21 protein-coding genes are annotated in these 20,832 nt (G+C 50.6%); 4 read left to right on the top strand and 17 right to left on the bottom strand.

All coding sequences use genetic code 11. From position 1 onward, the window contains the following. Positions 1-5 precede the first annotated feature (5 nt). Positions 6-770, top strand: a complete 765-nt coding sequence (locus ACFOLF_RS09860) for an SDR family NAD(P)-dependent oxidoreductase (RefSeq protein ID WP_210038401.1) — start codon at positions 6-8, stop codon at positions 768-770. Between the two features lie 103 nt (positions 771-873). On the opposite strand, the gene ACFOLF_RS09865 is transcribed toward ACFOLF_RS09860, so the two are convergent. The 3 genes from ACFOLF_RS09865 to trhA all read right to left on the bottom strand — a co-directional run bounded on the left by ACFOLF_RS09865 (position 874) and on the right by trhA (position 2,804). Next, complete coding sequence (locus ACFOLF_RS09865) at positions 874-1,131, bottom strand: hypothetical protein (RefSeq protein ID WP_210038400.1); 258 nt, start codon at positions 1,129-1,131, stop codon at positions 874-876. Positions 1,132-1,706: 575 nt separating this feature from the next. Then, positions 1,707-2,060, bottom strand: a complete 354-nt coding sequence (gene erpA, locus ACFOLF_RS09870) for an iron-sulfur cluster insertion protein ErpA (protein WP_210038399.1) — start codon at positions 2,058-2,060, stop codon at positions 1,707-1,709. A 102-nt stretch (positions 2,061-2,162) separates the two neighbouring features. Beyond that, the gene (gene trhA, locus ACFOLF_RS09875) at positions 2,163-2,804 is read right to left on the bottom strand and encodes a PAQR family membrane homeostasis protein TrhA (protein WP_210038398.1); all 642 of its coding nucleotides are present in this window, start codon (positions 2,802-2,804) and stop codon (positions 2,163-2,165) included. Between the two features lie 280 nt (positions 2,805-3,084). On the opposite strand from trhA, the gene mqnE reads away from it, so the two are divergent. Further along, the gene (gene mqnE, locus ACFOLF_RS09880) at positions 3,085-4,188 is read left to right on the top strand and encodes an aminofutalosine synthase MqnE (RefSeq protein ID WP_210038397.1); all 1,104 of its coding nucleotides are present in this window, start codon (positions 3,085-3,087) and stop codon (positions 4,186-4,188) included. 70 nt (positions 4,189-4,258) lie between these two features. Then, positions 4,259-5,326: an NAD(P)/FAD-dependent oxidoreductase gene (locus tag ACFOLF_RS09885; RefSeq protein ID WP_210038396.1), complete on the top strand. Its 1,068-nt coding sequence runs from the start codon at positions 4,259-4,261 to the stop codon at positions 5,324-5,326. A gap of 20 nt (positions 5,327-5,346) precedes the next feature. Here the strand turns inward: ACFOLF_RS09885 and ACFOLF_RS09890 are convergent, their stop codons facing one another. After that, positions 5,347-5,619 (bottom strand): YuzB family protein, encoded by a 273-nt coding sequence (locus ACFOLF_RS09890; protein ID WP_210038395.1) that lies wholly within the window; start codon positions 5,617-5,619, stop codon positions 5,347-5,349. Between the two features lie 92 nt (positions 5,620-5,711). Here ACFOLF_RS09890 and ACFOLF_RS09895 point away from each other — a divergent pair, with 92 nt between their 5' ends. Then, complete coding sequence (locus ACFOLF_RS09895; protein ID WP_210038394.1) at positions 5,712-5,957, top strand: NifU family protein; 246 nt, start codon at positions 5,712-5,714, stop codon at positions 5,955-5,957. A gap of 209 nt (positions 5,958-6,166) precedes the next feature. Here the strand turns inward: ACFOLF_RS09895 and ACFOLF_RS09900 are convergent, their stop codons facing one another. The 13 genes from ACFOLF_RS09900 to ACFOLF_RS09960 form a co-directional block, all read right to left on the bottom strand. Further along, complete coding sequence (locus tag ACFOLF_RS09900; protein WP_210038393.1) at positions 6,167-6,952, bottom strand: SDR family oxidoreductase; 786 nt, start codon at positions 6,950-6,952, stop codon at positions 6,167-6,169. 30 nt (positions 6,953-6,982) lie between these two features. Beyond that, the gene (locus ACFOLF_RS09905; protein ID WP_210038392.1) at positions 6,983-7,693 is read right to left on the bottom strand and encodes a Cthe_2314 family HEPN domain-containing protein; all 711 of its coding nucleotides are present in this window, start codon (positions 7,691-7,693) and stop codon (positions 6,983-6,985) included. A 77-nt stretch (positions 7,694-7,770) separates the two neighbouring features. Further along, positions 7,771-9,537, bottom strand: a complete 1,767-nt coding sequence (locus ACFOLF_RS09910; RefSeq protein ID WP_210038391.1) for a UbiD family decarboxylase — start codon at positions 9,535-9,537, stop codon at positions 7,771-7,773. Positions 9,538-9,540: 3 nt separating this feature from the next. Further along, complete coding sequence (locus tag ACFOLF_RS09915; RefSeq protein ID WP_379113950.1) at positions 9,541-10,470, bottom strand: COX15/CtaA family protein; 930 nt, start codon at positions 10,468-10,470, stop codon at positions 9,541-9,543. Positions 10,471-10,871: 401 nt separating this feature from the next. Further along, positions 10,872-11,228, bottom strand: coding sequence for a thioredoxin family protein (locus ACFOLF_RS09920; protein WP_210038390.1), 357 nt, complete (start codon positions 11,226-11,228; stop codon positions 10,872-10,874). A 36-nt stretch (positions 11,229-11,264) separates the two neighbouring features. Continuing rightward, complete coding sequence (locus tag ACFOLF_RS09925; RefSeq protein WP_210038389.1) at positions 11,265-12,899, bottom strand: copper amine oxidase N-terminal domain-containing protein; 1,635 nt, start codon at positions 12,897-12,899, stop codon at positions 11,265-11,267. A gap of 76 nt (positions 12,900-12,975) precedes the next feature. After that, complete coding sequence (locus ACFOLF_RS09930) at positions 12,976-14,643, bottom strand: putative polysaccharide biosynthesis protein (protein ID WP_210038388.1); 1,668 nt, start codon at positions 14,641-14,643, stop codon at positions 12,976-12,978. A 33-nt stretch (positions 14,644-14,676) separates the two neighbouring features. Beyond that, complete coding sequence (locus ACFOLF_RS09935; RefSeq protein ID WP_210038387.1) at positions 14,677-15,399, bottom strand: ThuA domain-containing protein; 723 nt, start codon at positions 15,397-15,399, stop codon at positions 14,677-14,679. Between the two features lie 21 nt (positions 15,400-15,420). Further along, a complete protein-coding gene (locus ACFOLF_RS09940) occupies positions 15,421-15,897 on the bottom strand; it encodes a DUF456 domain-containing protein (RefSeq protein WP_210038386.1) in 477 nt (158 codons plus the stop codon). 6 nt (positions 15,898-15,903) lie between these two features. Continuing rightward, positions 15,904-16,656 (bottom strand): Cof-type HAD-IIB family hydrolase, encoded by a 753-nt coding sequence (locus tag ACFOLF_RS09945; protein WP_210038385.1) that lies wholly within the window; start codon positions 16,654-16,656, stop codon positions 15,904-15,906. A 138-nt stretch (positions 16,657-16,794) separates the two neighbouring features. Then, entirely contained in the window at positions 16,795-18,816 is a 2,022-nt protein-coding gene (locus tag ACFOLF_RS09950) for a peptidoglycan D,D-transpeptidase FtsI family protein (RefSeq protein ID WP_210038384.1), read from the bottom strand. A gap of 27 nt (positions 18,817-18,843) precedes the next feature. Continuing rightward, positions 18,844-20,004 carry a transglutaminase domain-containing protein gene (locus ACFOLF_RS09955; RefSeq protein WP_210038383.1) on the bottom strand — a complete coding sequence of 387 codons (1,161 nt, stop codon included), beginning with the start codon at positions 20,002-20,004 and terminating at the stop codon, positions 18,844-18,846. 143 nt (positions 20,005-20,147) lie between these two features. After that, positions 20,148-20,591 (bottom strand): hypothetical protein, encoded by a 444-nt coding sequence (locus tag ACFOLF_RS09960; protein WP_210038382.1) that lies wholly within the window; start codon positions 20,589-20,591, stop codon positions 20,148-20,150. Between the last annotated feature and the right edge of the window lie 241 nt (positions 20,592-20,832).

Below are 20,832 nucleotides of genomic sequence, written 5' to 3' on the forward strand. Positions count from 1 at the left end.
AGCTCATGCAAATTGATTTATCCAATAAAACAGCGCTTGTAACTGGCGCGACCGGAGAGCTCGGAAGAGTGATCGCAGGCACTCTGGCACAATGCGGTGCGGACATCCTTGTTCATTATCATCAGAATGCGGCCAAAGCCGAGCAGCTCAAGCAGCAGATCGAAGCTCTTGGCCGTAGAGCCATTACCGTTCAGGCGGATGTGGCGGATTTGAATTCAGTCAAACAAATGCAGCAAACTGCTCTGGATGCCGGATTCGGCTCCCCCGATATCGTGGTTGCAAACGCTGTGTCCCAATACTCCTGGACATCCGTCCTGGAGCAGGATTCCAGTGATTATGTCGACCAATTTAATTCCTGCGTCCTGCAGGCCGTCCATCTGTCCAAAGTTTTCGTTCCTGCCATGATTGAGCGTAAGGCTGGCCGGGTTGTCGCCATTAATACGGAATGCGCCATGCAGAATTTCCCTACCCAATCGGCTTATGTAGCCGGCAAGCGCGGCATGGATGGCGTCTACCGGGTGCTGGCAAAAGAAATTGGCGAGCACCAAATCACCGTGAATCAGGTCGCACCCGGATGGACCATCAGCGAGAAAGACCGCTTGAACAATACCGAACGCAGCGAAAGCTACGAAAGCACGGTGCCGCTCAAACGCCGGGGCACGGATCAGGAAATCGCCAATGTGGTCGCCTTCCTTGCTTCCGATTTGTCCAGCTTCATCACCGGAGCATATATTCCGGTAGCAGGCGGCAACGTAATGGCGACGATATAATCTTTACCAGCATACAAGTAAAACGGCCCTGCACGTATTGTGCAGGGCCGTTTTACTTGTATTGAAGTCTCGCTGCAAGCATTATACCTCCGCAGCCATTGTGTTAATGACGCGATTTCCCAAGCTGGATATGCTGGAGATTAGGAAATCGTGTCAGTCGGAATTTTCCGGTCCGGTGGTTTTGCGGAGTTAAAGTATATTCATCGGCGTTTTGCTTTTGCAATTCATCATTTTGCTGGGTTGGAATAGATACGATCCCGCTGGAAATAAATTCTAGCATCCGTTCTTTGTCAAGATCAAGAGCCTGAGCAATATGCAGAATGTCTAATTCAAAAGGTGAATTCACATTAAGAACAGTCAAAGTATATTTCCTCCTTACTCCTATATATCTATACCTAAATTATAGGCGATCAGGCCAGAGGAGGCTGTCGAAACCTGTAATATTAAAGAAATTTTAGAATCCCGGGTTTTAGGGATTCTTTTTATCGATAATTATAAGAAATAAGGAACATTTCTGTAAGGTATTTGTCACTTTTGGAGTCATACTCAAAACCGTTCCAAATGCTTGATAATTCTGAGAAATTGAAGATCAGCCGAATTGAAAAAAAGAAAAAATGAGAAAAATGAGAAGAAAAAAGAGGTTGGAGGCGGTACATAGGACAGAAAAATGAGGGATCAGTAACGATCTAGGCGAAGGAGACTAAATTATAACATATCGTAGTCATCAAGCATTAAAAGGTCCCGGGACCATTTCTTACAAAAACCTTACAAATTTCACCCCTACGATACGAAGGATGTCAGCTTGGCATTTGGAATTTAATTACAATTACATTTGATTAGAGGGTCATATTTCGCATAAAAACCTTCCAGAATTATGTATGGAATCTACATAACTCCAGAAGGTTGATGATAGCTCCTTAGAAAAATGAACTCGGCTTAGCAATCGCCGGGTTTACCTGCTGCCACTGCCGTACGGAAAGAAGATCCACAGCCGCATGTAGCCGATGCATTGGGATTGTTGATGGTGAAGCCTCCGCCCATGGCAGACTCCTTGAAGTCGATTTCAAGGCCGTTCAGATATTGCATGCTTTCATTATCGACCACAACTTTAAGTCCGCTGTATTCGATCACTTTGTCGTCGTCATGCTGCTCATCGTCAAAGCCCATGCCGTATGAGAATCCGCTGCAGCCGCCTTCCTTCACACCGATGCGCAGAAACAGATTCGGCGTTTCCTCGGAGCTGAGCATTTCTTTTATTTTTTCATTTGCAGTTTCGCTAATGTTAATCATTCATAATCCCTCCCAATCCAAAATAGTCGGTACAACTCTTGTGTTACTTACTTATTTAGTATACTCCACTTTACGCTGCGGCTCAATATGCAGCCATCCCTTTTAATGAGGCAGAATATAGAGAATGGCGAAAAAATGAAGCACCGATCCGCCTAGTACAAACAAATGCCACACCGCATGGTGATAAGGAAAACTCCGCCACATGTAGAAGATTGTACCGAAGCTGTACAAGAGCCCGCCGATGATCAGCAGATGCAGGCCGCCCGGCGCGAAATGCTCTTTGAGCGGCCCCCAGGCGAATACGATCATCCACCCCATCAGCAAATAGAGAATCGTCGAGGTAAACAGGAATCTGGAAGCGAAAAACGATTTGAATACAACCCCGCAAATCGCTACTCCCCAAATGATGCCAAAAAATGTCCAGCCCTCTGCACCCTTCACCAGATGAAGCAGGATGGGGGTGTAAGTTCCCGCTATAAATAAATAGATGCAGGCATGATCCATTTTCTCAAAAACATTCTTCGCTCTGCCGGCCGGAAAGCTGTGCAGCAGCGTCGAACAGGTATATAACAGCAGCATCATTGTACCGTAAATCGTGAAACTAACCACATGTGATGCCTGCCCCTTGAGAGCGGCAAAAACAATAAGCAGCACGAGCGCCGCCACACTCAGCACGGCCCCAACACCATGGGTCAGCGCGTTGGCCATTTCTTCCCTGCGTGAATACGTATGCGTATTTGCCAATTCAACACCTCTTTTCCTTCTTCTATTATACCCCAACATCCATCAAGACGATAATAAGACCCATGCGGTTTTGCATGATAATTTAACAACCTCAGGTGTGCCTCTCTTGACTTTGTGGTTGCCGCTCGACGGATGTAGGTTTATAATAAGGTCAGTTAATGTTCGATTGGGGTCACTACAGTATGCGTAAGTGACTTTTTTCACAAAGTATCTTTTCATGTCTTACCCATATCATCCGGACCTATGCAAACAGCGCCCGGCGGACTAGGAGGAAGCCGTCATGAATGTAGCCGTACCTACAGAAGACAAGCAGATGCAAGATATTATTGAGAAAGTTCGCTCCGGCGAACGCCTTTCCCGGGAAGATGGGGAATTTCTTTACAGTTCCGATGATCTCTTGACCATTGGGCAGTTGGCGAATGAAGTCAACATGAAGAAAAATGGCCGCAAGGTTTATTTTATTGAGAATATGAGCCTGTACTTCACCAATGTTTGCGAAGCGCACTGCGCTTTTTGCAATTTCCGCAAGGATGAAGGCGAAGAAGGCTCGTACACACTTTCCGGGGCCGAAATGATCGCTTATGTGGAGCAGCATTTTCACCCGGGTGTCCGGGAATTTCACATTGTCGGCGGTCATAATCCCCATGTGCCGTTTCAATATTATGTGGATTCGTTAAAAGCATTACATGAGCGTTTTCCAGAAGTAACGCTCAAAGCCTACACTGCCGCCGAAATCGATTTCTTCTCGCGAATCAGTGGACTGAGCTACCGCGAGGTACTTGAAGAGCTGATGAAAGCAGGTCTGAAAAGCCTGACCGGCGGCGGAGCGGAAATCCTCTCCGATGAATACCGTAAAAAAATGCGCGTGGAAAAAGCGGATGTATCGCAATATCTTGAGGTTCACCGTACCGCCCACAACCTCGGACTCCGCACACATACAACGATGCTTTACGGCTCTGTCGAGAAGCATGCAGACCGGATCAATCATATGCTGCAAATCCGCGAGCTGCAGGATGAGACGAACGGCTTTTTGGTGTTTATTCCGCTTTCCATGCAGCCCATCAGCCCGCGGGCCGGCATCCGCCGCCGCAACTCGGCTTTTGAGGATTTGAAGACCATCGCGATCAGCCGGCTCATGCTGGATAACTTTCAGCATATAAAAGCTTATTTTATAAATATTGGCACACAGCTGACTCAAGTGTCTCTTACGATGGGCGCTTCGGATGTTCACGGCACGATACTCAAAGAGCGCATCAGTCATGCTGCCGGCGCGCTTACGCCCGAGGGCATCACGCGCGAGGATCTGATCTGGCTGGTTAAAGGGGCTGGACGTATTCCCATTGAACGGGATACTTTCTATAACGAAGTAAAGGTTTATGAGTAAGGAAGAGGACATTCACGCGCATACTAAGCATCATCAGAATTGCAGATGATAAAGAAGGTTGGGGTTGCCAATGAAACGTTTTGTTATCCTCGGCGGCGGCTACGGAGGCTTAACCGTTGCCCATGAATTGTTGGAGGGCGAGCTGCCCGACGACACCATTATTGTTATGATCGACCGCATGCCCTACCAGGGACTCAAGACGGAATATTATTCGCTCGTCGCCGGAACGGTTGCGGACATTGATCTACGGGTCGATTTTCCCTCCGATCCGAGATTGCTGGTCATGTACGGCGAAGTGATGTCGGTTGATCTGGAGGCAAAACAGGTCGGTATTGCCGGACAGGATCCGCTCGATTACGAGTGGCTGGTCATTGCTCTTGGCTGTACCGACAAATATCACAGCATCGAAGGGGCCGAGCTGTATTCCAACAGCATCCAAACCTTTGGAGCGGCGCGCAAAACGTACCAGGCTGTCAATGATGTCAAGCCTTACGGTCAGGTGACGATCGTCGGCGGCGGGCTCAGCGGCGTTGAAATCGCCTCAGAGCTGCGAGAAGGCCGGCCCGATATCAACATCCGTATTGTAGACCGGGGACCGAGTATTTTATCAGCCTTTCCCAATAAGCTGCAGCAGTATGTTTCTTCGTGGTTTATTGAGCATGAGGTGGAGATGCGCGGAAATGTGTCCATCCACAAGGTGGAGCAGGGGATCTTATACGATCAGAACAATACAAGCCCCCTGCTGACGGATGTCATTGTGTGGACTGCCGGAATTCAGCCCGTATCGCTGGTCCAGAAGATTAATCTTCCCAAGGATCCCACAGGACGGCTGATTGTGAATGAGTACCATCAGCTGCCTAGCCATACGGATGTATTCATTGTTGGAGATTGCTCTTCCATACCTTTCGCACCCAGTGCCCAGGCAGCGGAAGCGCAGGGCAAACAGGTTGCTGAGGTCATGCAGGCGCAGTGGAACGACAAGACACCGAAGCTGTCCAAAATCAAGCTCAAGGGCGTTCTCGGTTCGCTTGGCAAAAAATCAGGCTTTGGCCTGATGGGCCGTACACCGATTATGGGCCGTGTGCCGCGGGTGCTCAAAAGCGGCGTGCTATGGATGTCCAAGCATCATCTGGGTTAGCACGCCAAGACTTTTTTTATTTATAAATCGTCAATCAGCCGGTCGAGCGCTTCCCGCTCAGCATCCTGCTCACCGACAGCTTTCATAATTTCATCAAACAATTCATCCGCTGATGGAGCCGCGACGATTTCACCATTAACCATACCGAACGGAAACAGATAACATTCGCCGCAGTTGCCGAGGCAGCCGTATTCAATAATTTCCAGCTCCGGATTCGCTTCAAGCTGTTTCATAACACGATCGGTGCCATGATGCATATTGCTGGCGCAAAATTCAATAATGGGTTTTAACATGATGTTTTCACCTTACCTTGATGATATCGGATGATATCCATTTTCAATTGTTCTACTTTGTATTATAATAGGGGAGAAAGGAGTGGATTGCAATGAGTGATACACAAAGCACCACAATGTATGATGAAGTGTTGGACGTTCTTGATAAGCTTCGCCCTTTCCTCCAGCGCGATGGCGGCGACGTCGAACTCGTTGATGTAGAGGACGGAATCGTTAAGCTTCGCCTGATGGGAGCTTGCGGCAGCTGCCCAAGTTCGACAATCACGCTCAAAGCGGGTATCGAACGTGCCCTGCTTGAAGAAGTTGAAGGCGTACAAGAGGTTATGCAGGTATTCTAAGTTATAACCCAAGCCAAAGTCCTAAAAGAAGAACGTCAGCGTTTCTTCTGCAATAAAGAGTCTTGCCGCTATCATCGCCTTATGGGCAGATGAGGGTCCGGCAAGACTCTTTTTCTGATTAAATGGAGGTTATATCCGAAAGCATAAAGAATCGAAAAATATGGCTGCTGCCAGCCAGTTCAGCCCGTTTGCCTGGACCTTATCTTTAATTATGTACTGGGAATACTGTTCTTAATGGGATCGAAACCACCGGTGACATCAATGATATTTCCGGTCAAATAATCCGAAGCCGGCAAACAAAGAAATCCAATGACACGGGCAATATCTTCCCCGCTTCCCGGCCGGCCGCGCGGCGACTCTTCATCGCGCTCATGGATCACTTCCGCGATGGTACGTTCCTTGTTAAGCCCTTTAATATCGCCGGGACAAATCATATGGACCGTAATTCCGTCCCCTGCCTCCTCAACGGCAAGCGTCTTGGTAAAGGAAACAAGACCTGTCTTGGCAGACGCATACACGGATCTGTGCGGCCAGGCCCTGCCTTCTCCGGCGTGACCGAAGCCAAAATGGATAATACGTCCCCACTGTCTACTTCGCATCCCCGGGAGCAGTTTATGGTCCAGGAGCATTACGCCGAGCAGATTGCCGTTGACCAGATTGATAATATCCTCAACCCCATAATCGGCAAAGCGTTTGCGTTCCCTTATAAAGGGTCCGGCATTATTGATCAAAATATCCACACAGCCGCTGGACGACCAGCTTTGCGCCTGCTCTGCCAGCCGCTCTACATCGCAGCGCAGCGAGATATCGGCCTGAAAAGCTGCAGCGCGCACGCCGAGCAGTTCGATCTCGCCAGCAAGCTGCAGAGCCTCATCCCTGCTGTTGACGTAGTTCAGCACAAGATCGCAGCCCATGCGGGCCAAAGTTAGTGCGGTCATTTTGCCCAAGCCTTTGGCGCTGCCTGTTATTAAAGCTGTTTTTCCGATAAGATCCATGGGTAACCCTCCCATGTGCAGTATAGCATATTAAATTCGTTTCCTCATATGTTTGCAAGCATGATCAAAAGCAAGCAGCAGGGTATCGTATATTAATTCCATTCCTTGAGTCAAATCATCACAGCGCTCCTGCAAATTTTCCAATCGGTGATGTTCTCCGTATGCCAGATAGCTCTGCTGCAAATCATCCTGCATTTCCGAATTCATGTAATGAATTTCGGTGTTGCGCCGCTTCCGCAGTCTTCCAAGCGGTTCTTTGTATTGTTCTTTTAGGGCGTCAAGCCTGGATATAAGCAAAGGATGAAGATTACGCTGGCGCATGCCGCGCAAAACCGTAAAATAAGAAAAATGTACTTTAATCCGCTCCGTTTGCAGATTAAGAAATTCATTCATCAGGGTCCCCAGCTTGTCAAGCAATGCAAATAAACGGATAAAGGCATTTTTGTCAAAATAAACATGCCGGTGATAATCGAGCAATTCATCCGGCGACATACTCTCCATGGAAGTGGATTTCACCTTATTTGCGAATTTTCTCGCTGCATATTGGCTCTGCTCCAGTTCATCAAGCGATACGATCAGGCCAAGGGTCCATATTTCATATTTCCGCAGCTTTTGCTCGCTGTCTTTGCCTTTGGAAATGGAATCGTGAAGCATTGAAGCAAAGCGCTTCATTAGCTGCATCGATTCGTGAAGCTTTCCCTCCGCTTTCCGTGGAGGGTCATCAAACAGCATTCGCAGCATGATTTGAATCCTCCTAGAGTCGATCAATTGCCGGAGTCCGTAGGTTTCCCCGAAAATGCGCTGCTCAAGCAGCCAACTTATGAGCGAAAATACTCTTTCCACCTGCGGTCCACGAGCTCCACAATATCCTCGCGCGCCACAAGCTCATCCGGATATCCCGGCTTCATACGCGCATCAATAACAAGCGGCAGCTCATAGCCGACATGATGCCGCAGAACAACTGTCCCGGCGTAGATGTCGTCTGCCGGATTGAAGCGCGTGAATACCGTCCAGAGGAACGGTGTTTGGGCAGATGCGATAGCGGCATCGTCAGCCAGAATGACAAGGGGCCACCGCGTGCCGCGCTCCTGAAGACGCTCCAGCAGCCGATTGGCAAGCTTCGGCTCTTCCACGAAAGACGCGCCTGATACGACCAGACAGCCACGGCAGTATACCTCGATGCCGTCAATCTCATCCAGAGGGCCTTCATCATAATCCCCGGGCAGTTCCCTTACAGGATCACCAACGCCCAGCATGACGGCTTTACTGCCGCGGTTGAGCTTGCCGCCCGTATAATCCAGCGTATCATGCGAGGTTTTATCGAAGATGTACAAATCCGTCTCCGGCCTGAACCGCTCCAGCACTGTTTCGAGAAGACGGTCGAATTGAGCCAGATCAAGCGGCTGATCCGTTACCATCAGAAATTTAGTCAAAGTAAGCTGTCCTTCTCCGAGTATGCGAAACGCGGTTGTCAGAGCCTCGCGTGAATAACTCTCCCGTACTACCGCTGCAGCCAGCGCATGGAATCCTGTTTCCGCATAGGTCCACAAATCCTTCACGCCCGGCATCGCCAGCGGAAAAGCCGGTGAGAGCAGACGCTGCAGGAAATCACCCAGATAATAATCTTCCTGACGCGGCTTGCCTACAATTGTTGCCGGGTATATGGCATCCTTCCGATGCCACATATGACTGACATCGAACACCGGGAAATCATGAGTCCAGGAATAATAGCCATAATGATCGCCAAACGGCCCCTCCGGCCGTCTGGTGTGCGGGGCAACGCTTCCACTAATGACAAATTCCGCATTCGCCGGAATACGATGAATGCCGTAAGGATCCTGCACAACCGGCAGCTTGCTCCCGGTAATCAATGAAGCCAGCAGAAGCTCAGGCAAATGCTCGGGCACCGGAGCGATAGCCGACGCAATCAATGCCGGCGGTCCGCCAAGGAAAACAGAGACAGGCAGCGCTTCTCCGCGTTTCTCCGCCTCATGATAATGAAATCCGCCGCCCTTATGAATTTGCCAGTGCATGCCTGTTGTCGAATCATCGAATATTTGCATCCGGTACATACCCAGATTATGCTGCTTGCGATGCTCGGGATGCTCCGTATAGACCAGAGGAAGCGTGACGAAAGGCCCTCCGTCAAGCTGCCAGCTTGTCAGCGCCGGCAATCCCTCAAGCGGCCTTTCCCGCCTGCATGCACCCAGCACGGGAGCGGATGATGCCGGGGTCGGCTTGAGACCAACCTTCATCGCATCCCAGATCAGCGAACGTTCGCCCCAGATAGCTTTGGGCGTTGGAGGCAGCATTCGGTCCAAAGCCCCTACGGCCTGCTTCATAAAAGCCTCCGGGCGAGGGCCAAAAGCAAGATCCACCCTGCGGATCGTACCGAATAAATTGGTCACAACGGGAAAAGCGCTGCCTTTCACATTTGTGAAAAGCAGCGCTGGACCGCCCTGATCAATAACGCGGCGGTGGATTTCAGCAATTTCCAGATAGGGATCAACTGGCGCATCGATCACCGCCAAATCATTTTCTCGGCGCAGCGTCTCAATAAAGCCTCTTAAGTCAGCAAAACTCATTTTTTAGCCACGTCCTTCCCGCCATTTCCAAGCACGAATCATCAAGTCGGCCAATATGCCGAACAAGAAGGAAACAATAATATTATGAAGGATACTCGTAAACACCAATAAATCCGCGTTCGTCAGGGTAACCGTCAATACTGCGCCGCTGACGACTTGCGCGCAAATCAAAACGAAAGCCCATGTGGCCGAACGGCGGAGCTCCGGATTTCTGGAACAAACCTGGCTCACGTACCTCCACAGCCACACAATTAAAATCAGCAGGACGAGTGCTCCCAGGCGGTGGATAAAGACAATCCGGGTCGCCCCCTCCATCGCAGGGATAAATTCTCCATTACATAGCGGCCAGCCCTGGCAGCCTCCTGAAGAGTCCGTATGCCGGACAAAGGCGCCAAGATATACTACAACATAGCTGTAGACAAGCACAGTAAGCACGAACCGGAAAACCAAACGGGGCACCGCTGCGAGCGGCCTGTCCTCAATCGTGCCACGCCGAACTCTGCCTGTCCAAAATACCAGCAGCAGGGTACTGACAAAAGCCAGAATGGAAAATCCGAAATGCATCGCCAGTACGGCTGCGGACTGCTCCCATACAACTGCAATGGCACCAAGAACAGCCTGCAGCAGCGTAAAGAATCCAGCCAGACTGGCATAAATAACAGCCTCTGTTCTTCGGCGGTAAAGCATCAATGTGGCGATAAAGACGGCCAGCACCAGCATGCCCACCAGACCGCTGATCAGCCGATGTGAATATTCAATTAATGATTCCAATGTATAAGCCGGAATAAACTTGCCGTTGCATAGTGGAAAATCCGTTCCGCAGCCTCTCCCGGAATCCGTATTGGTTACCAAAGAACCTGCGATCAGTACAAGAAACATTCCAATGCACGCCGCGATAGCAATTGCACGGTAACGGTTTGGGGTCAATCTCATCACCTTGCTTCCAAAAGAATTCAATCAACTTCCCAATTATAGCGGACTCATTGGCCAAATACCATGTTGAAAATGTGACCGTTTTGGTCCGACATCATTTATACAAAACCAATTATGTATCGTGCTTCACAGGGTTATTATTCACCTTTTGCCGGCCGTGCTTCATTTATTGAATCACACAACGAAATGAAGCTATTAACAGGTTTTACAAAGCTTAACCAGAATAATCCGAATCAGCACAGCAAGGCGAGAAAACAAATGAGTTACGATTGAGGACGATTCCTCCCACTCTTCCTGTGCCCAAGGAGCAACACTGCTTCCCGTGGCGACAGGGGTGAAAGCGGACAAAGAAAAAGCCCGCAAGCCGCCGGATAATCCGGCTAGCTTGCGGGCAATGTTTGTTACGCTTGTGAGCTGTTCAAGGCTCCTGCCACCTGTAGGGCACGGTCCAGAAACTGCTCGATCTCCTCACGCGATTTGCGAAGCTTATTAACAAAACGCACGAGTTCGCGATTATTCTGAAAAGCAATAAAGCTCGGAATGCCAAGAATATTCAATTCCCCGCACAAATCGGGCAGCTCGTCGCGGTCAATCTGTATAAAGTGAATGCTGTCCGCATACTTTTGCTCGATATCCGGCATGAAAGGCTCAATATAATGGCAATCCGGGCACCAGGTCGTCTTGAACACAGCCACAGTAATCGGGGCTGTTGAAGCAACAGCCTCTCGGAACGCCTCATCGGTTTTTATGATCTCCATTGCACAAGCACACCTTTCTTCATGCAAGCATAACCTTTATGGCTCGCGGTTAATAACCAGCATGTCATTATCTTCGTACCAGCTTTGCCAGCTCAACTCTCCGCCCAAGGCCTTCACAAGATCACGGGCTGATACATAAGTGACCCCTTGGATGACTGTTGCCGGAAAAGCCCATTTTAACGTTTTTCCATTCACGACGGCCTGATTGCTTCCTACTTTCAAAATCACTGTAGTTTGGGTCGCATCGTCGTATACAGTAATTTTACCTGTCGCAGCGTCTTTAGTCAAAGTCGCTCCCAGCTCTGACGCTGTATCGCGCAGTGGTATGATTGTCACACCGGCAGGAGTCCTGATGGCAAGATTATCGCTGTAATCCGGATTGAATTCTACGGTTTGTCTGGTTATATGCGCACTATTGCGAAGCAGATCATACATGACGGACTTGTTGTCAAATTGACGGAGTAACTGATAGCCTTCCATGTTTCCGAGGTCCATTTCACTGATTGCAGTATCGGAATCCACAGGAGCAGCAGGCGTTACCGTTCCATTGACATTCCACGTTTCACCCGACATCTTGATCCAGATTCCTTTCAGAGGAGAATCGGCAAGTTCGTCTTCAACGCCCGCAAGCTCTTCGTTATTCTGTGTATCAGCTGCGGCAGGATTGCTAAAATGTGGAACAATGGAAGCCTCAACAGTTGATTTACGGATATCAAGCTCGGTGTCCACGAACAGATCGGTTTTGATATAGGTCTCTTCGCTCAGAATCTCCGCCAGCATTTCCGGATCAGCCTGATCCATCTCATCCTTCAATTCAGTGAGCAGTTCAAGGATACCCGCTGACGCTTCCTCTACAGCCGTTGTCTTCTCATCTTCCTCCGGAAGGCTTCCAAAGATGCTCTCTCCGGCTTGCGATCCCAGAAGATCCGTCTGTTCCGCGAGCGTATCCAGCACGCCCGTAATCATCGTGTTCAGACCTTCCTCATCATTCAACAAGGCGTCAACGTAGGATTTAGCCCAGCTCCACAATTCTTTGCCGTTCAATTCGGCGTGGACGCGCATGCCGCTTACGGTTTCGCCATTTACCTGCTCCTGGCCCGGATCAACCGTCAGCGAGCTTGGATTCGGCAAATTATCAATGGCATAACCGCTGAAAATATCAATAATCTGTTTGCCCGTCTCTGCCAGAGCCTCTTTATCAGCCGGAGTGCCGGATACCTGCGAATCAAGTTCAGTACCGGTAAATTCACTCAGCAGTTCACCATCCAAGTGAATGACGAACGGCTGCTTGGCGCCTTCGAGATCCAGTTCAACAAGTTTCTCGTCGGCTTTAAGCGAGAAGCCTATGCTTTTGCTGTTCAGTATAAGCTTACCTTCTGCGGACATACGGCCGTTGTCCGATATTTTTATATCATCCAGTTGAAGATTAATTTGCGAAATCCATTTCAGCAGCTCCGTTTCATCTTCGTCCGCCCCATCCAGGGCGCCGTCGGCAAGAAGCAGCTTGAATTCAATATTTTGCTTGCCTTCCATGGTAGAGACTTTGATAGATTGCTTGAGCATTTGATTGAAATCCACACCGCCAAGCGCTTGGCAGCCCGCCACGATGACCAATGTCAGCGCAAGCAGCGCCAAGCCTGTTGCTTTCCCACTCCACTTCCACTTTTTCAACTCAAAAAACCCCTCTCCATGGGTAAAAAGACTAATGCCTATTCTACCATGGAGAGGGGAATAATGGAAGATTATTTCACTTGCTTCCAACACTCTTGGAGCGCGCCATTATGCGCATTAGCGGGTTTAACAGCTTGCGCAGCGGCCCTGGAAATTGACGGACATCCTCAGCTGTTACCACACGCAGCAGAACCAGCAAAACAACATAAAGACCGAGCGACACAACTCCTGCGGCTCCAGCCGAAATCAGATACATCAGCTTCGCAGGAAGGGCATCCAGCAGATGTCTGCCGCCGAAATCGACAAGCCACCCCGCTGCTGCCGACAGGACAATTGTGATGCTGTAGCCTGTCCAGCTGCTGCCCAGAACCTTGAGCGGAACATCCTTGCGGATTGCTCTCAGGTTGAGATATGCAATCACGACGAAGCATAACGTGGAGGACAGAATCAGTCCATACGCCCCCATAAGAGGCGCAAGCAGCAGACTGGCCACCACCTTCAATGCCAACCCAATCAGGGTGTGACGCATAGGCAAACGCGGTTTTCCCAGGCCGAACAGGACCGAATTGCTCGTCATCATCGTAATTTGAAAAATCGTACCCGCTGTCAGAGCCGCTACGAGCCCGCTTCCGCCCGTACCGTCAAACAGAAAGCCTGTTACTGAAATGGATGCTATCGTCAGCATCAGCGCTGCCGGTACGCCGGTAAATACAACAATGCGCATAACCAGTGAGGTTTGACGCTGCACTTCATTCATGTTACGGATGGAATAAGCCGAGGAGATGACCGGAATAATCGATGAGCTCAGGGCAATGGCAAGAATCGGCGGTATGCCGGCAATCCCTTGCGCCCTGAAGCCCAGCCATTTGCTGGCCAGCTTCCCCACATCATCCGATGCATAGAAAGCATCCGTCAGCCGGCTGAACAACAAAATATCAAAGTTATAAATAAACTGGACGGTCATAGCTGCAATTACGATCGGTACCGAAATCGAAAACAGTTCTTTATAAATGGATCGGTAAGACAGCATCGAGCCGTTTGAGGCTTTGCCGGGCGCCTTCCGCGATTGGTTCGACCGGTCGGGACTTTCTGCGGCATCCTGCTTCCTGAGCCTTCCGGCGTAAAACAGCATGACCAGAAAAGCCCCTACACTGCCCAGTACGCTGCCGAAAGTAGCCGCTCCGGCAACCCAGCGGTCGCTCCAGCCCCAAGCCAGCAGCAGCACGACAAGTCCAATTGCCGTCAATACCCGCATAAACTGCTCCACGATTTGCGATATTCCGCCGGCCATCATAAATTGACGGCCCTGGAAATAACCACGCATCATCGCAATAACAGGAAACAGCAGCAATGCAGGGGCAATTGCCCGAATGGAAATATCCGCCCCGGGATGCTGTGATATCTGGGTAGCAATAAACGGTGCGAATATATACAGCAGACTGGCAACAACAAGGCCTGTTATGGCCCCGAACCATAGCGCCGCCCGGTATATGCGCTGCGCATCGGCGGGACGCCCCAGAGCATAACGCTCCGACACCATCTTGCTGATGGCGCTGGGTATTCCGCCTGTCGCAATAATAAGAAGCATCAGGTAAATGTTATTGGCGACGTTGAAATAGTTTCCCCCGTCAACAGTGAGCATATTATCCAGCGGGATACGCTGGAATATCCCCAAGAAACGGGCTACCAGCGCAGCGGCCGCCAGAATAATGGTTCCTTTGATCAAGGAGTCTTTTTTAACCATGAGCTGCTCTCAAATCTCCCCGCACGTAAAAATTTATTTCGCTTTAATTTCCTCGAGCGGCTTGTGATTGCCCCGGACCGGCGCTGCTGCATGGGTAGGCGCAGCCCAGCGGACTCCATTCCGGATAACCTGAAGCACATTCTCATTGTAATAGGTCGGATATGTCTCATGCCCAGGACGGAAATAGAAAATCTTGCCTTGTCCGCGGAAAAACGTGCAGCCGCTGCGGAATACTTCTCCGCCCTCGAACCAGCTGACAAGCACCAGCTCATCCGGAGCAGGAATATCGAAATGCTCCCCGTACATCTCTTCGCGTTCAAGCACAAACTGCTCGGGAATTCCGGCAGCGATCGGGTGAGCCGGATTAACGACCCAGATACGCTCTTTCTCGTCGGCTTCACGCCATTTCAGATTGCAGCCTGTTCCCATGAGCTTCTTGAAGATTTTTGAAAAATGCCCGGAATGCAGCACGATCAGTCCCATGCCGCCAAGTACGCGCGCCTGTACACGGTCAACAATGTGATCGGCCACTTGATCATGTCCCTTATGGCCCCACCAGACAAGCACGTCCGTTCCGGCCAACACCTCTTCCGTCAGCCCATGCTCCGGCTGATCCATGGTGGCGGTGCGGACTTCGAAGCCGTCCGTTCCAATTCCCTGCGCGATCGCATTATGTATGCCGTCCGGATAAACCGACATTACCTCTTCGCTTTCCTTCTCATGCAGAAACTCATTCCAAACCGTTACTTTCAACATTCCTCTCGCCTCCCAAATGTTTTAGATCCAGATAAAGAACAAGATAATCATGGCAAGCTGCAAAATGATTTTGACAACCATGCTGGAGAACAGCCCCACGACTGCACCAAATCCGACCTTCAAGCTTTTATTGAAGGTGGATCCGACAATCAGCTCCCCGATGACGGCCCCCAGCAAAGGACCAAGAAGCAATCCGAAAGCCGGAATAACGAAGGGCCCGGCAATAATGCCAATCGTGCTGCCGATGACGGATGCCTTCGAGCCCCCGTATTTCTTCACTCCCCAGGCGCTGACCGCATAATCCGCCAGAATCAATGCGGCCAGAATCAGTGTTTGGATTGTCCAGAACCAGAACCCGAAGGGTTCAAAGGAAAGGAAGAAGCCGTACACGAAAAAAGCGGCATAGATCGCGAGCACGCCAGGCAGGATGGGAAAAATAGCACCGGCCATCCCCACCACAAACAAAATGACTACGATTATCCAACCGGCGATGTCCACCGCTTGTCACCCCTTCAGCACATAATCCCGAATGAGATGCGCTACGGCATGCTCATTGTTAGTCACCGTAACGGCGTCTGCCGCGTCTTTGACAACATCCTGGGCATTTCCCATAGCCACACCCAGACCCGCCTCGCGAATCATGGCAATATCATTCAAGCTGTCTCCCATTGCAGCCACCTGCGACATGTCAATGCTCAGCACGCCGCACAGCTCGCGGAGCGCGCTGGCTTTGGTCACGCCTTCCGGATTGAGCTCCCAGTTGGAGGGTGAGGAATTGGTAATCTCCATGCCGCCCCATGAGGAAACCTCCTTATAAATCCGGTCCAGCATTTCCGTATCCTCGGTAAAATAGCCGAATTTGAGCCAATGCTGACTGTCATAGCTGTCCGACGGTTCGATCCACCGCTCTTTATTGAAAATCCCTTCTACGGCATAGGCCCAAAACCAGGTTTCCTCATGGCGCAGCGCGACTTCATGGAGCTTCTTGATTGTCGCTGCCGGCATAAGCGAGCGCTTGTGAAGCACATGCGGTCTGCGCCATATTTCACCGCCGTTGACCGTAATCATCGGCATATCGAGCTTGAGCTGCTCCGCGTAAGGCAGCGCGCTCTGGAAGCCGCGGCCGGTCGCAAAGCACACCATGATGTCCGCATCCAGCGCTTTTTGGATCCATTCCGCATTCTCACTGCTTATTTCCTGCATTTCGTTAAGCAGCGTACCGTCCATATCCAGCGCGATCAGTTTGATTGTTCCCATCCTTACCTCCTAAACCATCTGCATCCCAACCATCGGGGGCCTGCCGGCGCCCCTTGTAAAAATGCTCGCAATATTCATTATAACGTGTTCAAGGCATGACTGCGCTATTCTTTCTTGTACAGTTGTTGTTGCATCTTGTTAATCTTTTGTTGTATCTGTCGTGTTGCTTTGTTTCTTGGGAACACCATCCAGACCAACCGCTTCATCATACGCGTCAAAAATCTTGCGGGCGATCGGCGCCGCTCCTGCCGACCCGAATCCGCCTTCCGGCACGACGACCGCAACAGCCAGAACAGGATCCTCGGCCGGGGCATAGGCGATAAATACCGCGTTATCGACTACTTTCCCCCCGCTGACCTGCTGCTCGGACGTACCGGTTTTTCTCATGACCTTGTATGGAGTATCCTTGAAGACGGGAACGTCGACATTTGCCATGCCCCGTTCCACTTCGTCCCAATACGCCTTAGGAATGTCAATTGTGTTCAACACTTCAGGTTTAAACCCTTGCACCTGGTTGCCTTCGCTGTCAGTGATCTTGTTTACAAACTGCGGCTTCATCCGTTTGCCGTGGCTGGCAAGGGTTGCCGTATACTGTGCCAGCTGCAGCGTTGTGTAACGTCCCATCTGGCCAAAGGAAGCAAAAATCAAAGCCGATTGGGCACTTGCCGCCTCAAGCTCGTGATAATACCCGATAACGCCGGTGTTCTCATTCAGCAATCCGCTTCCTGTAGACACGCCAAGCCCGAACTGCTTCACGTAGCTGTCCCATATATCTACGCCCTTCTTGCCGTCTTTTTCATATAAAGCATTCCCGACCATCTTGGCCATGAAGGGGTTGGAAGATCTCGTAATGGCAAGCGAAGGATCCAGCGTTCCATATGCATGACCGTGGGCATTACCTATTTTCCGCCGGTACTTGCCCTCCTGGCCGTAATAGAATGCCCCCGTATCCTGATAAGTAGATGAGGTCGTAAACAGCTTCTCATTAAGTCCGATCAGGATGGATAACGGTTTCTGGGTGGAACCCAGGAAGACGACCGAGGACGGATGCTTGTTCTGCTCCTTCTTATCCTTGTAAGGCCCGATGACCGGACTGATCGTCCCATTCTGGAGCACTGCGCTGATTTTGTCGTAATCGTCGGTCCCTATCCGTCCGCCCTCCCATATGTTGGGGTCGTAATCCGGCATGCTGGCCATGGAGATGACCTTGCCCGTCTTTACCTCCATCGCCACCGCATAGCCGGTCTTGGCGTTGGCTGCATGTTCAGAGGAAGAAGTTGTTTGAAGATAATGCAGCTGATCCATAATCGCCTGCTCGGTCTTCTCCTGAACGGCCCTGTTGATCGTCAAATAGAGATCGTCACCTTTCTCAGGCTTGGTAATGGTAGGCGGACCGATAATTCGTCTGGCTGCATTGATGGGATACAGCTTCAGGCCGTTCTTGCCGCGCAGCTCATCCTGGTACATATATTCCAATCCGTCAAAACCAACATCCTCCTGCGGCAGATATTCCAGCAGCGGATCGGTGATGTCTCCTTTGTCTTTGTACAAATTATTTTCCGCTCCGCCGCTGAACTTCTTCAAATAGCCGACAAGCTGAACGGCAAAGGTTGAAGTGTCGTAATGACGGATGCTTTCCTCGAGAATATCGATTCCGGGATACTTGTCTTTATTCTCCAGAAACATAGCGATTTCTTCATTGGTCAAACCGGCCTTAATCCGTCTGGGCACCGCATAGGTGTTCTTCTTGTGGTCCAGGTCCATGTTTTCCTCGATTTGAGCAAGTGTCATGGCCACCTTGGGATCCCCATGTTCATTGAACACCTTCAGCATTTCTTTGGCCGAGGCAATCGCCTTCTCCTTGACCTTCTTCTCATCCCCCGACTCAATGGTGTAGTAGAGCGACTGGGTGGAGGTCGAATAGGCGATAGGCGCTCCGCCGGAATCATAGATATTGCCCCGGATAGGCGGGATTTTGACTTCAGTCGTCTCTCCGCTGGTCTCTACTTCTTTCAGCGAAGGTCCTTCCACGAACTGCAGAATAGCCAACCGCACAATAAGTACACTGAACAGGAAAAAAGTAGCAAAAAAGAATAAGTTCAACCGGAAGGCAAAATGCCGCCGGTTCGAAATCGCCCGCTTCTTCGGATCTTCTTGCATGGCCGTTATGCCTCCTCTCAAGGTTGATTAAACATCGCGAATATGGGTGCTTGCGAAACCGTCCGGATTAAACCAATCGCCTGACGAGGCCCATGTTGCGTCAAGCGGAATCCATGCTCCGCCCTGATCCGCGAGTCTGACCTCATTCCAGGCATGCGGTCCATAGCCTGCGCCGGTAGCGCCCTGACCGGTGACGACATGCACCTCGAGACCAACTGAGCGGGCCATGACCGCGTACAGGCGAGCTACATCGATGCATACCCCGAGACGGCTGTTAAAGGTCTCAACGGGCGTCTGCTCCTTCCATACGCCGTTCTGCTCGTAGTTGTCCGCTTTGTCCCAGTCATACGCTATCCGCGAGCCAACCCAATCGTATAAGGCCCGTGCCTTGTCCTGGTCCGTCCTGGCCTCCGCCGTGACGGCTGCCGCCGCCTGTTCGATATTGGCCGGTACATTGGAGTCGATCACTTCATACTTGCGCTGCAGAATACGGCGAAACTCCACCCCTACCGCTTCTGTGAAGACCGGCCCCCTGCGGAGCACATCGCCGGCTACGGGATCAAGCAGCTCGTCTGCGGTCTTGTTATAGAATGCCGACGCGCGGATGGATTCGGTCAGCGGCCCCCCGGGAATCGCGGTTACATATACGAAAAGCGCTGCGATAATAATAAATGCCCGGCCTGCTCCAAGCAGCGTTCCAATCGCCGCTCCCGTGGTACGGCTGGCCGTCTTCGAGAACAGCTTCTCCCCTCTGCCGTCCGGGTGCTCCCGGGAGTCCGAGAGCTTATGGAAAACAAGGCCATATACAGGCTCCAGCCATCCCAGCATCGTGCGGAACACCAGATAGCACACCAGGAAGAGCACTCCGAAGCGCAGCAGTTCAAAATCCCGGAGGCTGGTCACCATGGTGTACCACAGCTGCTTCCAGGAGCTGAGCTCCTCCTGCGGCACCTGAATCCCGCTTCGGATCAACCATTCCTTTACCACGGGAGAGAGCCAGTTGGCAGCCCTCCCGGCGAGCAGTAAAGACAAAACGACAGCCGCCGCCTGCCATATAAAAAAGAAAAGGCGCCTCGCAGAACCGGACGCACCTCTCCTCATACCTTGAATAAGCGAGCCGAGCAAAACGAGCAGAACCATGAGCGCCACCGGTTCCGGTTCCAACAGGGCGTGAACCCATGTGTTCATGAGCTTCCTCCTAAAGCGTTTTGAAACAACGCTGCTTCATAAGCATATTCTAAAACATTTCTGAAAAAACGCAGCTTCATGTGCACCATTCATCGTTTTTGGCAAATAGCATAGACTCAATAATCCGGTATGCAGCATACACGCTAAGCGTTTTTCTTTGCTGCCTCAATTAATGTCTGAATGGTTTCATCGATTTTCCAGGTGCCAAGCGGAGCCCCTCTGAAGGAGATCTTCACTTCGTTGTCGCCAGGCTTGCCGTCCATTCTTAAATTCTTCGTGGTGATGGTGAAAGTGCCGTCGCTATTGGACGTATAGGTCGCGTCCTCGGCTTCTCCGGCCATCGCCGTAATGGCTTCCTGCTTGACATTCTCGGTCACTGTCGTGCCAATTGACTTCAGATCCTCCAGCGAATAGCCGCTGTACACGACCAGGCCCACTAAAATCACCACTACAATCAGCCATTTGACAACGGTCTTGACGATACGAACGACGATAAATAATACCACCAGCCCGATTAGAAGAATGACCCAGTTATCCTTCAAAAATTGGATCCATGTATCCGTATCGTAATTAAAATCAAACGCCATACGCCGATTCCCCCATTATATACCTTGAAAAGTCCGAACATAAAATATTATACCCTATGCGTATATAGGCGTAAACCTGAGTATTTACAATGGATTTCCCATCATCGGCACGGTTGTTCCATCTTTAGTTTAAGACGAATAATACCGAAAAAAGTTTCAAATCAAGCCCTCCTCCCTGCTTCTGACATAACGAGGCTTATCCAAGCGTACAAGTAGTAACATATGGTTACGCACGCGCGAC

The sequence above is a fragment of the Paenibacillus sepulcri genome (assembly GCF_042647105.1).
In the GTDB taxonomy this organism is placed as follows: Bacteria; Bacillota; Bacilli; order Paenibacillales; family Paenibacillaceae; genus Paenibacillus_Z; species Paenibacillus_Z sepulcri.

Excerpts from the sequence above, each read along its gene's own strand:
- ACFOLF_RS09860 (WP_210038401.1), top strand. The coding sequence starts at position 6 with ATGCAAATTGATTTATCCAATAAAACAGCGCTTGTAACTGGCGCGACC.
- erpA (WP_210038399.1), bottom strand. The coding sequence starts at position 2,060 with ATGATTAACATTAGCGAAACTGCAAATGAAAAAATAAAAGAAATGCTC.
- mqnE (WP_210038397.1), top strand. The coding sequence starts at position 3,085 with ATGAATGTAGCCGTACCTACAGAAGACAAGCAGATGCAAGATATTATT.
- ACFOLF_RS09885 (WP_210038396.1), top strand. The coding sequence starts at position 4,259 with ATGAAACGTTTTGTTATCCTCGGCGGCGGCTACGGAGGCTTAACCGTT.
- ACFOLF_RS09890 (WP_210038395.1), bottom strand. The coding sequence starts at position 5,619 with ATGTTAAAACCCATTATTGAATTTTGCGCCAGCAATATGCATCATGGC.
- ACFOLF_RS09895 (WP_210038394.1), top strand. The coding sequence starts at position 5,712 with ATGAGTGATACACAAAGCACCACAATGTATGATGAAGTGTTGGACGTT.
- ACFOLF_RS09900 (WP_210038393.1), bottom strand. The coding sequence starts at position 6,952 with ATGGATCTTATCGGAAAAACAGCTTTAATAACAGGCAGCGCCAAAGGC.
- ACFOLF_RS09905 (WP_210038392.1), bottom strand. The coding sequence starts at position 7,693 with ATGCTGCGAATGCTGTTTGATGACCCTCCACGGAAAGCGGAGGGAAAG.
- ACFOLF_RS09910 (WP_210038391.1), bottom strand. The coding sequence starts at position 9,537 with ATGAGTTTTGCTGACTTAAGAGGCTTTATTGAGACGCTGCGCCGAGAA.
- ACFOLF_RS09915 (WP_379113950.1), bottom strand. The coding sequence starts at position 10,470 with ATGAGATTGACCCCAAACCGTTACCGTGCAATTGCTATCGCGGCGTGC.
- ACFOLF_RS09920 (WP_210038390.1), bottom strand. The coding sequence starts at position 11,228 with ATGGAGATCATAAAAACCGATGAGGCGTTCCGAGAGGCTGTTGCTTCA.
- ACFOLF_RS09930 (WP_210038388.1), bottom strand. The coding sequence starts at position 14,643 with ATGGTTAAAAAAGACTCCTTGATCAAAGGAACCATTATTCTGGCGGCC.
- ACFOLF_RS09935 (WP_210038387.1), bottom strand. The coding sequence starts at position 15,399 with ATGTTGAAAGTAACGGTTTGGAATGAGTTTCTGCATGAGAAGGAAAGC.
- ACFOLF_RS09945 (WP_210038385.1), bottom strand. The coding sequence starts at position 16,656 with ATGGGAACAATCAAACTGATCGCGCTGGATATGGACGGTACGCTGCTT.
- ACFOLF_RS09950 (WP_210038384.1), bottom strand. The coding sequence starts at position 18,816 with ATGCAAGAAGATCCGAAGAAGCGGGCGATTTCGAACCGGCGGCATTTT.
- ACFOLF_RS09955 (WP_210038383.1), bottom strand. The coding sequence starts at position 20,004 with ATGAACACATGGGTTCACGCCCTGTTGGAACCGGAACCGGTGGCGCTC.
- ACFOLF_RS09960 (WP_210038382.1), bottom strand. The coding sequence starts at position 20,591 with ATGGCGTTTGATTTTAATTACGATACGGATACATGGATCCAATTTTTG.